The sequence below is a fragment of the Arsenicibacter sp. R0_47 genome, from assembly GCF_057652235.1.
Genome location: NZ_JBYFCJ010000061.1, coordinates 1 through 12565 on the forward strand (window position 1 = coordinate 1; position 12565 = coordinate 12565).

Genomic DNA, 12565 nt, shown 5'->3' on the forward strand with positions numbered 1-12565 from the left:
AAGCCCTGAACAGTTTGAGCAGGAGTATTATACTAAACTTGCAAGTTCAGTGTGCCGCTAAACCGGACCACCTCAGTATAAAGGAAAATAAATATATCCATAAATGAAAAAAATTTCTTTTACTATTCTCATATGGTCATTATGCACCATAGCAAAGGCACAAGAATCCTTCCATATATCATTAAATGCATATGTGAGAACAGACATGTATAGGGTTACGGACAATGGAGATGATATCAAATCTGTATCCAAAGGAGCAACAATGGTAGGAGTAACTATAGGTAAAAAGTTTGACCGACTAAGTATTGAAACAGGTCTCTATAAAACTTCCTATAACAGTATGAGCGTACCATTTAGAACCATTGTCAACTCAGACAGCCGTCTTATCATTGAAAAACAATTCATCCTACCTCTAATGATAAAGTATGATTTGGTCAGATTCACCTACCGTCCACAACGACAAATAACTTTCTCATTATCAGGTGGTTTTAATTTAACATATCAGAATTCTGCAAAATATCCGGGTTTAACAGGCATACCTAGCAACATGTACATACTTACAGCCTCCAAAGACACCGTAATTAGCGCCAGATCAAAGTTCTACTATGAAAGCAAATACATTATACTCCCAGTCATAGGCGCAAGTTTATCAATACCGTTAAGGCGACAAATCGCCGTATTATTACATGCAAACTACACATTCAAAAATATAGCCAGTGCTAAACCAATTGTAAGAGCACAAACCACTTACAATCTCGGTAAAAGTTCGCCAAACTATCATGCAACAGTAATCAATAACGGACAGGCTTATAACTTAGGGATTGGTATATCTTACTTTATCGATTAATAAAACAATTTCAATTGTTTCTTACGCAGCACATAACGGCTAAGTTAAGTCAACAGCAAAAAAGGGGAAAGGGCCTTATCTGGCCTTTTTTTCATAGTTGGGTAGATAAAGTCTCTGATATACTGTCGGTTATCTAAATCCTAAAGTAATTTCGTGGTTCTCGATGATTGACCTATGTACAACCCCAAAAGGGACAATAATGCCTCTTTTATCTCCCATTTGATTCGGCCACAAAATCACTCTTATCAACACGTTAACCCTTCTCCCATCAAGATAATCCATCCTGTTGTCATTATGTAGTTATGTTTAAAATGAATGAGGATATTAAAAAACTGATTACTTCCGTCTGTACTGCCTTCCTTTAATGATCGTCTCTAAACTATCAATCTCTTTGATTTGAGACTTCACCACCCGTCCCTGCAATTCGGCTTCCTGCCTTGCAAGCGCGGCATCTGAACTGTACATTGAGATCAACAACACGCCCACAACGCCAAAAGCGACAACCACAAAAACCACAATGCCGAACAGATTTTGGGACAGTTTTTTGAAATGGGCGGCTTCTTTCATCGACTGCGCAAATAAGGCTCCCATATCGTACATCGCCGTTTGTACTGTCGCCTTCGTCTCCTGCATGTCAGCGTTTTGGCCAGTAATACCCTTGTCTATCTTGTTATATATCTGGCCCAAACTCTTATCCACCCCTTCCTGCATCGTCAGAATCTTGTTTACATTCTGGTTGGTGGCGGCTATGTCCTGCTTGCGCTTTGCTTGAAGTTCATCAAATATGTCTGCCAAAATTTTATGAAATCCGGCCTGATCCGCTTTCATTTTGTCCCATCCCTCTTGTTGCTCGGCCTGCAACGCTTCGCGCATCTGGCCGTACATTTTGTTAGGGTTTAGCTCATTGATAACCTGTACAGACCGCTCTAAATCAGTATTACGACTCTTCACGGTCACCCTAACTTCTTCCAAGAAAGCCCCCACCTTGCCAGTGTACTTGCCCGTCATTCCATCAATTTCAATAAGAGCAATTAACGCCTGTTTTACTTCCTCGTATTTGCTGTCGTTACTCGACAAACCGACTTGAAGAACGTCCAATAATTGCAACATCAAATCATTCTCCTGCGCCTGAACCAATGGCTCTTGTACTGGCACCTGTACTTCCTGTACCGGCTCCAGCCCATTCGGCTCCTGTTCGCCCTCTGTCATAATCTTTCCGAAACGTCTCATTAGTATGTAGTGTAGTTTAATGGTGAATAATTAATCAGATACCGCGACTCCTACTTTTCTTTGGTGGCTCCTGCTTAAGCTCCGGTTTAGGTTCGACCTTCGGCCCCTGATTCTGCCCCTGATCTCGCTTCTGATCCTGCTTCTGATCCGCTTTCGGCTCGGGTTTTGGCTCCTCTTTCGGTTGGGTAAAACGATCTTTATCAAACGTGAAGTTGGACAGATCAATTGGTTTTGCTTCTTCCTTTCGCCCAGGTATCGCCCCCCCTGCTGGCTCGGCTGGCCCCTGCCTTGTCGTCGGCTTAGCCGATTCAATACCTGTCTTAATTTCAGCTAACCGCTCGGCGGCTGTTCGCACCGCCTGTTCTGGCTGTTTTTTCTCTTCCATCTGCTGTTCTGTTTTTTGTGGTTCACTACCTACTGTCAAGCCGCCACCTGAACCATTAACCGACCATTCCTGCGACTCATCATTTACTCGCTTTTGCTCATTAGCCACTTTCTCCGCAGTCGAAACGTTGGGACTATTCTTTATCCGAGCATATTCAAACGTTTCTGCATAAGGACGATCATAACCCGCAATCGTATCGAACCGCCGTTCAAAAGCATTGATGTAATCGACGCGATTAAATGCGGCCTTGGCTACTCCCTGCCCTTTTTTATGATCTCCTGACGTAATGTTCGGACTAATTTTTATCCGCGTCACCTTTTGCTCGATCTCACCAGCCGCTTTTAATTCGGGCAGTTTTTCACGGTCGATTTGGCCCGAAATAACCGAATGAACATGCCTGTTGTCTCCCGGCTTTTTATCGCCGACATAATAGATTTTATTACCCTCCGCGTCAAATTGCTGGCGTTCCTCGCCCTTCTTTAACGCCCCCTTTACTATATACTTTTGACCCGTCTCTTCATTAGTCTGCACCTCCCCCGATACCTCTCCTTTCTCAAAATATCGGTCCCGCTCCAGACGAAGAACGTAAACCATTGTTTCCCGCTTCACTCCTGAACGATTAAACTGCTTAGCAATCTCGTCCATATCCGCATGACCTAATTCAATCAGCTTCTCATCAGACAAACCCTTTAACTCTTTTTGAGAAGGTGCAAAAATGTGACTGTGAAATTTACTGTCACTCTTATCTAAATATTTAGTATTACCATCTAAGAGTTGCGTCGCTTGATCGACGGTTAATTTATTATTATCACGGTCAAAAAATACACCTTCTTCTTTATCAAGGTACTGCATCAAAGTTGATGAAGTACCCCGATTAGAAACGTGGATTTTTTGTCCCATTTCTCCCTGTCCACGTCCCGCGAAACTAACGTATGGCATACCTTACTTTATTTAGAAATACGGCTGTACGCTATCCATCTGGTCCAGCATACTTTTTATTTTCGTCACATTTTCAGGAGCAAGAGGCAAGCGTGAGAGAACATTGTATAGCCGATTGAGTATGTTTTTCCGCTCCCCCAATTCCCGAACCGAATCAGGTGTCAGTACATACGCTGTAAGCATAAATTGCATTGCCATTATCTCAGCATCTGCATTGGAATTAGTCAATTTTTCTAACAGGTTGTAAAGCTGTATATCAGCCTGCGTTCCCGGTTTCAAATAGTTCTTCTCCCAACTATTTTTACTTGCGTGCCAATCCGACTGAAACCGCTTCAATGTCTGCTCAATCGCCCCCAAACGGTCAACCATCGCGTCTTCATTACCTTCTCGGGGATCTCGCCCAGGGCGTGAAAAATAAGCAATCGACAATTCCACAAATTCCTTTTTATTCACCCCAAAACGCTTGCACAACCGCCCTAAATTCTCCGTCGCGGTCGCACTAATCGCAACGCTGCTCAACTTCTCATTACCTTTTTCGTTCTTCATTCGATCTCTTGTTTAAATGTTAATTATAAGACTACTTTATAATTAACCTAACTCATTGTCAATTAGTTAAATCTTATTCTATAACTAATATTATAATTAATTTTTAGCGGATTTTTAGCGTATTTTAGTAAGCAATTGATTTATAGTTAGTTAGAGCCTCGCAGAGCAAGCAGAACAGGGGTCATTCGTAACGAAGTGGAGAATTACCCCTGTCGGCTTGCTAACTATCGGCTTTCGGGGGTAGTCTGAGTACAATGAGCAAAGCGAATATGTACGAGGGCTGACACTGAAAGATGATAGTTAGTTTAGTAGAGCAAACACCCAGCAACGGAACGTTGCTATTTAGACTGGAAAGCAGTACGTTTGTCTCATTCTGTTGAAGCGGAATTTGGCTCTGGTGGAGACCAACCAAACAGGAATAAACAGAATGCCGGACTCGTTCGCGCTGCCCTCTGGATTGATAGCTTAAAGCCTCCAGAGGGCTTTTTTAAAGCGGATTTCGTATTTAGTGATGAGTTTTCTTTAGGCATTTCAGCCCCCTCGTTCGCTATAAAATACGCTCAATATACGCTCCCCCTCTTGATACATCGCTTTACTTTCATTCTCTGAATATTTATATTTATAATACGTCAGCAAATGAACGGCTTTCTTTAACTGATCCACCGGAACCGGCACAACTGCCTCAGCATCTTCAAACACAGAATCAGGCAAGATAAGGTCGTGAAACTGCCGCAACATCTGAACATCAAAGACAAGGTTTCTCGAAAATTTGGGAAATACTCTTTTGATATTTCGATAAACCCATAATTCAACCATTACAAAATTTTTAGCAAAAAAATCTAATAATTTGTAATGCTTATTTTGGTAAAACTTCTTGCTTTTCCTAAATCGGATTGACACTAAAGATTCAGTCTTGCTCTGCGGTTCAATACTAAAAATTAGCGGAGCAATATCTATAAGCTGCCACAATTCTACGGTAATTCTTCGCATACATTTTTATCATTTTTACATATAAATATACAAAAAAAGACGATTATAAAAATCGTCTTTTTAGATAAAATTACAGTAAACAATAAACTTTTACTCAGATTTTTTAAGGTAATTAATCAAGATTTCTTCAACCAAATCTTGCAATTTTTTACCCGTTTTAGCTGCTGAGACTTTCAATGAACTATGTAGTGATTTACGAATCTGGATAGATGTTCGATCCTCGGTTTCAATCTTTGCTGGGGCAGGCTCAACAGTTTTTATTGGCAGCTTTGCCGGTTCGCTCTTGATCTTATCAAACAGCTTTTTTTTACTTTCCATTTTGTCAAATACAGGTTAGAATGAATCGGCTATTTCAGTGGCTAATTGGTCGATTTCAGCAACGGCCTTCTCGTCCCGGCCTTCGCCCTGATGGTCGATGCCACTGGTAAAAATACTTCGCTTAAAAGCGTTCCTTTGATGAACAACGCTCGTCATAAGCGGGACAGACAATCCTGACAATAACTCTTTGACCTCGCTCAAAACAGCGTTACGATTCTGCGCCGGTACGTTGTTAAGCACAATCCCAGCCTTAAGATCAGGATTCTTTGCCTGAGCCTTCTCGATCAATGCAACCGTTGACTTCGCGGCCATCGCGTCCAAATATCCGGCGGTACTTGGGATCAGTACGAAATCCGACATTTCAAACAGAGATACCAGGCCACTTTGTAGGTAAGGGGGTGTATCGACAAAGACCATTTCGTAACCAGCTATCCCCCCATTTTTCAAGGCTTCAGCCGACAGAAAATCAACCCCTTCAATAATCTCTTGAACATCGTTTAAGCTCCCTTGACTGTCAGTATCTACAACGGCAACTTTCAGGCCGGTTCCCGCAAAATACAAAGCAAGATTCAGCGTCAGCGTTGTTTTACCTACCCCGCCTTTCTGGTGACTGACTGTAATCACTTTCATAGAATAGCTGTTTAGTGATACCCTAAAGATACTACACTTTTATAAAACTATAAAATTATAGTTTTATAAATTTATAACTCTAACAAATTATAAATTTATAAAACTATAGAATTATAATTTGTTAGAATGGGCATCCTATATCTTGCGTAACTCCCTCAAAACCAGTTAGATCATACCGTGTTGCCCTAAAATCAATGGACGTAATTGATTTACATTCTCCTTTATGAAGGGAAACCCCGGCATAGCTCGACTTGGGGGCTTCGGCCTTGCAGGACGTAAAATAAGTACGTTCTTCGGTAGGAATCAGGAGCCGCAAAAGTTCGGCTCTCTCCTGATCGGCGGTGCGAGTCGCTTTTAAACGTGCTTCCTCCAATTCAATTTTCTGGGCGGCTTCCTGCCACTCTTCTTCCCGTTTAGCCTTGTATGCCAATTTTTTAACTTCACGGCGTAAAGCAATTTCGGGTAATTCTGGCTCAACTAATTTACCGTCGATCAGCGTTACTTCTTCTTTACATTGCTTATCAAAAGCCTGATATTCAGCATTTTTTAATGCTTCAAGTTCTTTCAACGCTTCGGCTTCTAACTCAGGATCAATCTTTACACTTTGCTGATTTTCAGGCACTTCATTTAGCTGAATGTCCTCGAATCCCTCAACCCCTTCATACATCCAACGATATATTTGTATGTAATAATTATCGAGTTCATAAGCCAGCGGCAAAAACCTTCCAATCAGGTAATGTGCAATTCGCTTCTTTGTAATATAATTCGTGAAATAGTCCTTTGCCACCTTCCGAACACCCCCGTTTTCTACCCCGCGCAATTTGCTGGTATTATCCATAAACTTTAAAAAATCCAATATACAAATATCAACAGTCCGGCGTAAAAACTGCCCGGTATCCGTCTGGGCGGCATAAGCGGCCACCTTCCGAAAAGGCTTTAGTGCCTTTACATCTTTCGAGCAATCCCACAAACGACCTTCGACGGAGCGGTATATTTTCGACCGCTCACGCTCACCCTTTTCCTCATTATCAGCATTTTCTAAATCATCATCACCATTTTTAGAAAAATACTTTGCTAAGTAGGCAACGGCATTGCTCATATCAGAAAGCCCCTGAACGTCAACGGATGGCGGTTGGCGAAAATTGGCGGCTTTTGCCTTCTCAAAACGAGCTTCAAGTTGCTTTAGTGCAAATCCTTTAATGCCTGTCCGATCTAATTTTATATTCGCGTCACCCTTTTTTCGGCGTTCTCGTACCCGCTTGATCTGTTCTTGTAGCTCTTTTTCGGTATAGGAAAATTTCAATTCGCCGTTTTCGTCTGTAAATTTTGCGCGTTGTGCCTGGGCGAACTCTTCGACATATCCCAGCCGATCCATTATTTTGTTCCAATGATCCCTCACATGATCTCTATGTACAAAACGGTCGATAACTATATGAAAATGAATACGCCCGTTTTTCTGAGTTTCTGCCTTCCATAAGTAGTTGATAACGTTAAACTTATCCCTAAGCCATTGCATAAAAGGCTTTAATGCAATCTCTTTCAACTCTTTATCTGAATTACGTTGCTCGGCGGGTAGAGTTAAAGTAACAAAGGCAGCATATCTAAAAGACTTCCCTCCCTTCTTTCGGCGAATTTTACGGTTTACCATCTTCAGGACGCTTACAAACGTGTCCAAACGTTCCATAATCTTGCGCTGACTGGCTTTGCTCAGTTTGCCCGTTAACCCTTCTGATCCGGTCTTTAGATTGTCAAATGATGTACTTTTGCCCTCCCCAAAATCGGCTAATTTAACGGGTTCACACTCTTGGCCCTGTTCGATTAATGATGCCTGGAGCGCGGCAAAATCAAGTTCGTTTCCATCAGCATCAACCCAAAAATCAGGTTGCATGTTATAGTAAACGACCTCTAAGTAACTGTAAGTAAGTGGCTTTACTAATTCTTCCCCTGTTTCAAGATTAACTATGCAATCAGGCCGAATCAGATAATACTCACCCGCGATCTTCACAATCTCATTGCCAGTGTTCTCAAGCTCTGGCATCGGTCGCCGGTCACTCCATCGGGTAAAGTCATCCACCAACCTCGCTTGGTTGCTCCTGATCTGGAATACCTTATAGATTGTTTTTAGGCCCAAGTCCGGCACTACGAACTGACAAGGGTTCTCCGCTTTGTGCTGGGCGTTCTCCTTCGCAGTACGCTTTATTTTAACCTGACGTTTAGCCGCTCTAGCGGCTTCCCGCTCCTCCTTCGTCGTCGCTTTTCGCGGTCTACCTCCTTTATTGTTTTGAGGTTTTTCGGTCGCAACCGTTTCATAATTAGCCGGTTGGATAAATCTGCGATTCTCGGCACGAGGATAAACTAACGGGCTATCGCCCTCCTGCTGGCGCACGGTAAGCTGACGCATACGCACAAAATCGTCCAGGCCCTGCTGAACGGGATTAGCATGTATACGATCTGTAAAAAGGGGGTTCTTTCCCCTGCCGGTGGTGCTATTAAGCATATGTTTCGGCAGAGAATAAATACTGCGAGTCTGCCAGCTCGCGTAAATCGTTTGGCGAGAGGCAAATTAGCACTTATTTATGTGTTTACAAAAAGGCTACAAAAATGTTAGTATACGGCAAAATTTAATAATAACTAGCTGTTTATCAGGCAAATAAAAAAGCCTTTACCACAAGGGTAAAGGCTTTACGCTGCCAAAATGGAGATAAACCGATAAAGGTCGCCAAACGATTACGCGGAGACTCGCGTGGCAGCGGGGTAAAATCTTTAGCCAAAATTCAGACTTTTAGTTTAAAAAAACAAGACCATTAACTATATTTATTTATTAAAATAATGCAACCACAGGTCAAGTTTCGTCAGCGCGAAACTTCGATTGATCCCCAAAAAGTACAATTTATGCTTAACTCCCTTTACAGTATTGAAAACACAAAAACACGCAGAAAAATCGTGTTTTCCTCTTTCCCCCTCCTATATGAAGCCTACCAGAAACTTTATACAAAACTGTTTTCAGTCAATTTTCCTCATGAACAGAAAATGCCTGAGCATACCCTTAAAAATGCGTTACAGGTCGGGGGCCGGATCACGCTGGGCGGTGGTAACTGGGCCATTATTCACTATCACAACATCTTTATAAAGACTTCTGCAGATATGTTTATGATAGACACAGCCCTTTCTAATGATGCAGCAGAAGGACCATATATTAATATAATATAATTTTAAGCAGCGGGAATAATAAATCAAGTGGGAAACAAAAAAGAAAACAATATATAGTACTAAAAAAAACGAAAGGGCGAGACTGTTCGCGGAACTGTGTCAAGCAAGATAATCTGAAAAATTCAGGCTTTTACATGAATACCGAAGTAAACCATGAACGAATCCTTCGATTTTGAACAGTTTAAGGCCTAGGCTATAGTGCCTATTTTTTTTATCTTTGTTTAATCTCCCAAAGGGATAAAGCCTTTCTACATCAAGGCTTTGCAAATAAATTTCAAACCACAAAACCATTCATTATCATGGGTATCAAACCAGGGCCAAAGCCTAACAAGCCAGATGGTACGCCGGACCAAAGAAGACGGGTCACTCCTGAAAATCAGCCGAAGCATCCCACTTTGAGGCCACATAAGCATGAGAAAGGCGATTAACTAAATCCCTTCTCCTAAGATCCATATGGAAAGGCCCCTGCACCAACTTTCAATAGTTGCTGCGGGGGCCTTTTGTTGTCTGAGCAATGTATACCTGCATTGTATATAAGCAAACGGAGGTATACTTATATGTGGCTTATCTCTATATTTTCCCAGCTTTGCCGCGTTACTTTGCTATGTTGCGATGCATACCGGTGTATCTTCAGGAGTAACTAACTCAGCTAGTTTGGCGGCAATATTAACCATCGTATCTTCAGCAGTATTCAAGCCGCTTCGCGAACCAAGCAAGGGGCTAATTTCACGGAGAGCTTCATACGTCGTATTATGCACAATAGGAACGAGTAAATCACGTGCAAGGAGTGCGGAAAGCTCTTTGTCGGCAATACCTTGATTTTGGATGCGACGCAGCAATGCAGGAGTTACCAGTACAATCCCAACCCTTGATTTTGCCAATCCCTTGTCGATTTCGCGGAGCAATGGAGACCCAAGTAGAACATCCTTTTCGCTGAACCACACCGAAACCCCCCTTGACTCAAGCAAGTCGTGCAGCTCCTTAGCAGCCTCTTTGCGGTCGTCCCAAGCATGGCAGAGAAAAATGTCTCTAAGTTCAGGTAGAGATGCCCTCTTTTCGAAATTCTCGCGAACTGGAGTAAGCGTCCGCACTTCAGCAGGTGTGTATACAAGAAGTGATCCAGCTCGCGACCAACGCGGCCTTACACTACTACCTGATCCACCACTGCTCCGACTACTACCCGAAGAAGAGTAAGAAGAAAATGAGTGTGAACGTGACTCGTAGTTATCATAGCTGCCATAGTGGCGGCCGCTACCACCGCATGCAGGACAAGCGGCTCGCCCGCTTGCTGTACGATGGCCATTTACTGGTGCTGTGCATCTTGCCATATCAACTGAGATAACATTTTTATTAAATAGAAACGGTTGGAAACTTCTGTCTGCTTTATATCGGTAGATATTTTGTGTCAGACAAAGAGCAGTGTTAGCTATAGTGCTTTCTACAAACTGCTAATTGCGCACTACTGAAGGTAATTTGCTCACAAACACGGTTCAAACTATGTACCAATATTTTGTTCCGTCACATTTTCAGCCATATTGTCACAATTTCACCTAAACCGTTATTAGCAATATAAAATACCGCAGATATGCCTACTCTGCATACATTCTGAGATACTGCTTTTTTGTCAGTCAAGAATTAGCACATCCAGAAATTGTTTAGCTTGCGAAGACGTAGTAAATAGATCGGGAAAGAGTTTCCCCCAAAGTAGCCGGATGATTCAACGACACCCCTTTAATCCAGAGGATCATATTTTCCGTTCGCCTCAGTTGGCGGACCTTCTAAAAGATGCCATTCGTTTTTTCAACGGAACGCCTGTTTATGAATTACCACCACCAGAGAAATTTATTGGTTCAGGCATTTATGCAATTTACTACACCGGCCAGTTTGAACACTATAAGGCTATAAGTGGTATTAATCGGTTAGCCTACAACCTTCCTATTTACGTTGGGAAAGCGATACCGACTGGCGGGCGAAAAGGGATGGGGGGGAAAGAAACAAGCAGCTTATTTTCAAGATTGCGCGAACACGCAAAAAGCATCCAGGATGCTGAAAACTTGGCTTTGGAAGATTTTCAATGCCGGTTTGTCATCATTCCACATGACGAGAATGCACTAATCCCACCGATAGAATCAGCTATTATCAAAGAATATAATCCGCTCTGGAACGCTTGGGTTGATGGTTTTGGAAATCACGATCCCGGCGGTGGACGATATGACCAGGCGCGTTCACAGTGGGATGTCATTCACCGCGGCAGAAAGTGGGCGGAAAAACTAAAAGGTGTGAAGGGTGAGAATGACCCGAACTCAATTGTTCAAAACGTGGAAAAATATGTCCAGCTGTTAAAAACTGGAGACTTAAATAATGTATAATTCTGTTGAGCTGTTTTCAGGGGCGGGTGGTCTTGCATTGGGATTATCGGCCGCAGGTTTTCATCATGAGGTGCTGGTAGAGTGGAATACAAATGCCTGCAATACCCTGCGCCACAACAAACAGGCAAATTATTCGCCCGTAAATACGTGGGATATTGTTGAAGGGGATGCCCGCAATTTTGAATTCTCAAAAATTGAAAAGCCTATCGATTTAGTTGCCGGTGGCCCCCCTTGTCAGCCATTTTCCTTAGGTGGAAAACATAAGGGATATGACGACCAACGGGACATGTTCCCTGTAGCAATTCGGGCTGTACGAGAGTTACGACCTAAAGTATTTGTTTTTGAGAATGTGAAAGGGCTTTTACGGGCCTCTTTCGCCAATTACCTGCAATACATCACATTACAACTAAACCATCCTGATTTAATAAAGCGTCCCAAAGAAGATTGGGAGGAACATCTATCCAGATTGGAGCGGTATCATACTGCTGGGAAGAAAGCAGATCATGGCTATAATACTGTTATACGGTTGTTGAATGCTGCCGATTATGGAGTTCCGCAAAAGCGGGAACGTATTTTCATCGTTGGTTTCAGGAATGATCTGGAAACGGAATGGAACTTCCCAAAAGCAACTCATTCCGAAGAAGCATTGATCTGGGCTAAGTGGGTTACCGGCTCTTACTGGGATGAACATCACATCTCTAGAAAAGATCGTCCCGAACCAACATCTACAGAAAAAGCACAAATAGACCGCCTATTTAAGAAATACGGCATGTTCGGACCAGCTGAACAGCGTTGGCGAACTGTACGGGATGCCATTTCAATCATTCCGGAGAACTTGACCAATCACGAAATTCGTGAAGGGGCACGGCTGTATCCTGGACATACCGGCAGTGGCATAGATGAACCGGCGAAAACACTAAAAGCAGGGGATCACGGTGTGCCAGGGGGTGAAAACATGGTACGGTATTATGATGACTCCGTGCGATATTTTTCAGTAAGAGAAAGTTGCCGTATTCAAACTTTCCCCGACGACTTCCATATTAGTGGAAGCTGGACAGAGGGTATGCGTCAGATTGGGAACGCTGTTCCCGTAAAACTGGC

General features: G+C 42.7%; 12 protein-coding genes. 4 read left to right on the forward strand and 8 right to left on the reverse strand.

The features are described 5' to 3' along the window. The first annotated feature begins 103 nt into the window (after positions 1–103). Positions 104–847, forward strand: a complete 744-nt coding sequence (locus AC23NW_RS35360; RefSeq protein ID WP_487455341.1) for a hypothetical protein — start codon at positions 104–106, stop codon at positions 845–847. A 336-nt stretch (positions 848–1183) separates the two neighbouring features. Here the strand turns inward: AC23NW_RS35360 and AC23NW_RS35365 are convergent, their stop codons facing one another. The 7 genes from AC23NW_RS35365 to AC23NW_RS35395 form a co-directional block, all read right to left on the reverse strand. After that, complete coding sequence (locus tag AC23NW_RS35365; protein ID WP_487455343.1) at positions 1184–2077, reverse strand: hypothetical protein; 894 nt, start codon at positions 2075–2077, stop codon at positions 1184–1186. Between the two features lie 34 nt (positions 2078–2111). Beyond that, positions 2112–3401 (reverse strand): DUF5712 family protein, encoded by a 1290-nt coding sequence (locus tag AC23NW_RS35370; RefSeq protein WP_487455345.1) that lies wholly within the window; start codon positions 3399–3401, stop codon positions 2112–2114. A 12-nt stretch (positions 3402–3413) separates the two neighbouring features. Then, the gene (locus AC23NW_RS35375; RefSeq protein WP_487455346.1) at positions 3414–3947 is read right to left on the reverse strand and encodes a BfmA/BtgA family mobilization protein; all 534 of its coding nucleotides are present in this window, start codon (positions 3945–3947) and stop codon (positions 3414–3416) included. A gap of 531 nt (positions 3948–4478) precedes the next feature. Continuing rightward, positions 4479–4937: a hypothetical protein gene (locus AC23NW_RS35380; protein WP_487455348.1), complete on the reverse strand. Its 459-nt coding sequence runs from the start codon at positions 4935–4937 to the stop codon at positions 4479–4481. Between the two features lie 90 nt (positions 4938–5027). Then, the gene (locus tag AC23NW_RS35385) at positions 5028–5255 is read right to left on the reverse strand and encodes a hypothetical protein (protein ID WP_487455350.1); all 228 of its coding nucleotides are present in this window, start codon (positions 5253–5255) and stop codon (positions 5028–5030) included. A gap of 15 nt (positions 5256–5270) precedes the next feature. Next, on the reverse strand, positions 5271–5885 hold the full coding sequence (locus AC23NW_RS35390; protein ID WP_487455352.1) for a nucleotide-binding protein: 615 nt from the start codon (positions 5883–5885) through the stop codon (positions 5271–5273). 121 nt (positions 5886–6006) lie between these two features. Then, positions 6007–8286, reverse strand: a complete 2280-nt coding sequence (locus AC23NW_RS35395) for a rolling circle replication-associated protein (RefSeq protein WP_487455354.1) — start codon at positions 8284–8286, stop codon at positions 6007–6009. Between the two features lie 428 nt (positions 8287–8714). Between AC23NW_RS35395 and AC23NW_RS35400 the strand changes: the two genes are divergently transcribed. After that, entirely contained in the window at positions 8715–9095 is a 381-nt protein-coding gene (locus AC23NW_RS35400) for a hypothetical protein (RefSeq protein WP_487455356.1), read from the forward strand. Positions 9096–9697: 602 nt separating this feature from the next. On the opposite strand, the gene AC23NW_RS35405 is transcribed toward AC23NW_RS35400, so the two are convergent. Then, positions 9698–10186 (reverse strand): toll/interleukin-1 receptor domain-containing protein, encoded by a 489-nt coding sequence (locus tag AC23NW_RS35405; protein WP_487455358.1) that lies wholly within the window; start codon positions 10184–10186, stop codon positions 9698–9700. A 621-nt stretch (positions 10187–10807) separates the two neighbouring features. Here AC23NW_RS35405 and AC23NW_RS35410 point away from each other — a divergent pair. Together AC23NW_RS35410 and AC23NW_RS35415 are read left to right on the forward strand one after the other, a co-directional pair. Next, positions 10808–11464: an Eco29kI family restriction endonuclease gene (locus AC23NW_RS35410; protein WP_487455360.1), complete on the forward strand. Its 657-nt coding sequence runs from the start codon at positions 10808–10810 to the stop codon at positions 11462–11464. Next, a partial coding sequence (locus AC23NW_RS35415; protein WP_487455362.1) for a DNA cytosine methyltransferase occupies positions 11457–12565 on the forward strand: 1109 nt, incomplete at its 3' end. The genes AC23NW_RS35410 and AC23NW_RS35415, both read left to right, overlap by 8 nt.

Bases quoted from the DNA above. Each gene is read 5' to 3' on its own strand.
- AC23NW_RS35390 (WP_487455352.1), bottom strand. From the start codon at position 5,885: ATGAAAGTGATTACAGTCAGTCACCAGAAAGGCGGGGTAGGTAAAACA.
- AC23NW_RS35410 (WP_487455360.1), top strand. From the start codon at position 10,808: ATGATTCAACGACACCCCTTTAATCCAGAGGATCATATTTTCCGTTCG.
- AC23NW_RS35380 (WP_487455348.1), bottom strand. From the start codon at position 4,937: ATGCGAAGAATTACCGTAGAATTGTGGCAGCTTATAGATATTGCTCCG.
- AC23NW_RS35385 (WP_487455350.1), bottom strand. From the start codon at position 5,255: ATGGAAAGTAAAAAAAAGCTGTTTGATAAGATCAAGAGCGAACCGGCA.
- AC23NW_RS35395 (WP_487455354.1), bottom strand. From the start codon at position 8,286: ATGCGTCAGCTTACCGTGCGCCAGCAGGAGGGCGATAGCCCGTTAGTT.
- AC23NW_RS35400 (WP_487455356.1), top strand. From the start codon at position 8,715: ATGCAACCACAGGTCAAGTTTCGTCAGCGCGAAACTTCGATTGATCCC.
- AC23NW_RS35365 (WP_487455343.1), bottom strand. From the start codon at position 2,077: ATGAGACGTTTCGGAAAGATTATGACAGAGGGCGAACAGGAGCCGAAT.
- AC23NW_RS35360 (WP_487455341.1), top strand. From the start codon at position 104: ATGAAAAAAATTTCTTTTACTATTCTCATATGGTCATTATGCACCATA.
- AC23NW_RS35375 (WP_487455346.1), bottom strand. From the start codon at position 3,947: ATGAAGAACGAAAAAGGTAATGAGAAGTTGAGCAGCGTTGCGATTAGT.
- AC23NW_RS35370 (WP_487455345.1), bottom strand. From the start codon at position 3,401: ATGCCATACGTTAGTTTCGCGGGACGTGGACAGGGAGAAATGGGACAA.